The 1,874-nt window shown below is 61.5% G+C and carries 1 protein-coding gene; it reads left to right on the top strand.

The window, feature by feature from the left end:
* Positions 1-187 precede the first annotated feature (187 nt).
* The gene (locus tag GOB81_RS17285) at positions 188-1,852 is read left to right on the top strand and encodes an OprO/OprP family phosphate-selective porin (protein ID WP_173571455.1); all 1,665 of its coding nucleotides are present in this window, start codon (positions 188-190) and stop codon (positions 1,850-1,852) included.
* Positions 1,853-1,874: the final 22 nt, after the last annotated feature.

The raw sequence follows: 1,874 nt of genomic DNA, 5'->3' as shown, positions 1-1,874 counted from the left end.
ATAACCGTTGCATTTTAGCCACATGGGTTAGTGGGCGTTGTGTTGCTGGTGTTTGAATTTGGTGTGGAAGTGGCGGATTTCCGGGGCTGCAACAAATCTGCAATCTGTGTGTCACACAGGCTTCACGCCGTTTTTTGTGAGGAGAGATTAACAGGCCGTCATCCCACCGCGCCGGATCAAGAGAGAGATGACCCTGTCCTCCCGTTTCCTACTTCTTTCCCTGACAGTGCTGAGCGGTGCATCCGCACTCACGGTTTCCCCCGCCCTGGCGGCGACCTCTGACAGCACCGAAGTCGCGGCCCTGCGCCGCGAGATGACCGAGATGCGCAGGGAGATGCTCTCCATGCGCTCCGAACTGCGCCATCAGGACCACGCCCAGACCGGCGCGGCCCGTCACGGTCATCGCGTCGAAGCCCAGACGCCACGCGACTATAACGGCGCGCCGGAATCCGGCATCGCCTTCAACCAGCCCGCGAAGATCGCCTACCACGCTGGTGGCGAAGGTCGTCCGGCCGCCGACCGTGGCATGGTCAGCTCCTGGGAGGACTTCAAGCGCGCCTCTGCCGACACGGAAGTCGTGCAGGTTGGCGGCATGAAGATCGGCTTCCCCGGTGGCCGCCCGACCATCCAGTCCGAGGATGGCAAGTATGCCTTCTCCATCGGCCTGGCCTTCCACGAAGATTTCGGTGGCTTCATGGGCGTGACCCCGCGTGCCGGCGAGTCCAAGGGCAAGTTCAACTCCTTCACCTCCAACGCCCGCCGCCTGCGTATTCCGTTCACGTTCCGCTACAAGGACTGGGTGGCCAACATCACGCCTGACTTCGGCGCGAGCAACAATGACGGCACCGTCGGTCTTTACGAAGCGAACCTGAACTATGCCGGGCTGCGTAATACCATCCTGACTGTGGGTTACTTCCAGCCGCGCGTGACGGAAGAAGATTCCGAGAGCTCCAACGAATTCGAAATGATGGAGCGTCCGGGCATCACGGACATCGTGCGCAGCATCTCGGCTGGTGACGCCCGCTTCTCGATCGGTGGCCTGCATTACGAAAAGCGTTGGTGGGTCGGGGCCTACTTCACGGGCCAGCAGTTCGGCGCGCGTAACGCCTCGGGCTATTATGGCGGTGACGGCGCTGTCAGCGACAGCCAGACGGGCGGCACCTTCCGCGCCGCCGGTCGTCCGATCGCCACCAAGGACTGGGATCTGCATCTCGGTGTCTCCGCCGTCTCGGCCTTCAAGCCGAACAACGGCACGCACGGCCGGTCCTTCACCCTCAGCCAGCGTCCCGAGGTCAATCTCGGCGAGGACAGCCTGCTGGGCACGGGTGCGATCACCAACGTCTCCCAGGTCTGGGCCGCCGGTCCGGAAGCCGGGCTGCGCTGGAAAAACCTCGTCATCAAGAGCGAATACTACCATATCGGTGTGAACCGCTCCCACACGACGAGCGGTCAGTCGCTCAGCAACCTGAACTTCTCCGGCTGGTATGTCGCGGCCAACTACACGCTGTTCGGCACGCCGCGCGCCTACAACTACAAGGAAGGTGCCTTCTCGGCTCCGGGCGTGAAGGAGAACCAGGAGTTCAATCCCGCCACCGGTCACTGGGGCGCGCTGGAAATTTCGGGTCGCTACAGCGAAACCGATCTCAACAGCCAGCTCAACTCCTCGAACGGTGTTCGTGGCGGCAACCAGATCGTCTGGTCCGGTGGTCTGAACTGGTATCCCAACCGCCACTTCCGCGTGATGCTTGACTATAACCGCTTCATCGATCAGCGCACGCAGAACGACGGAACGGTCAATATCGCAGGCCGCAACGGAAACTCCGTCGCAGCACGTGTCCAGGCAGCCTTCTAAAATATACAAACTACAAGAATAG

The sequence above is a fragment of the Acetobacter conturbans genome (assembly GCF_011516755.1).
Taxonomy (GTDB): Bacteria; Pseudomonadota; Alphaproteobacteria; order Acetobacterales; family Acetobacteraceae; genus Acetobacter; species Acetobacter conturbans.
The sequence above is the reverse complement of the archived record's forward strand: the minus strand, read 5'-3'. Positions and strand labels throughout refer to the sequence as shown.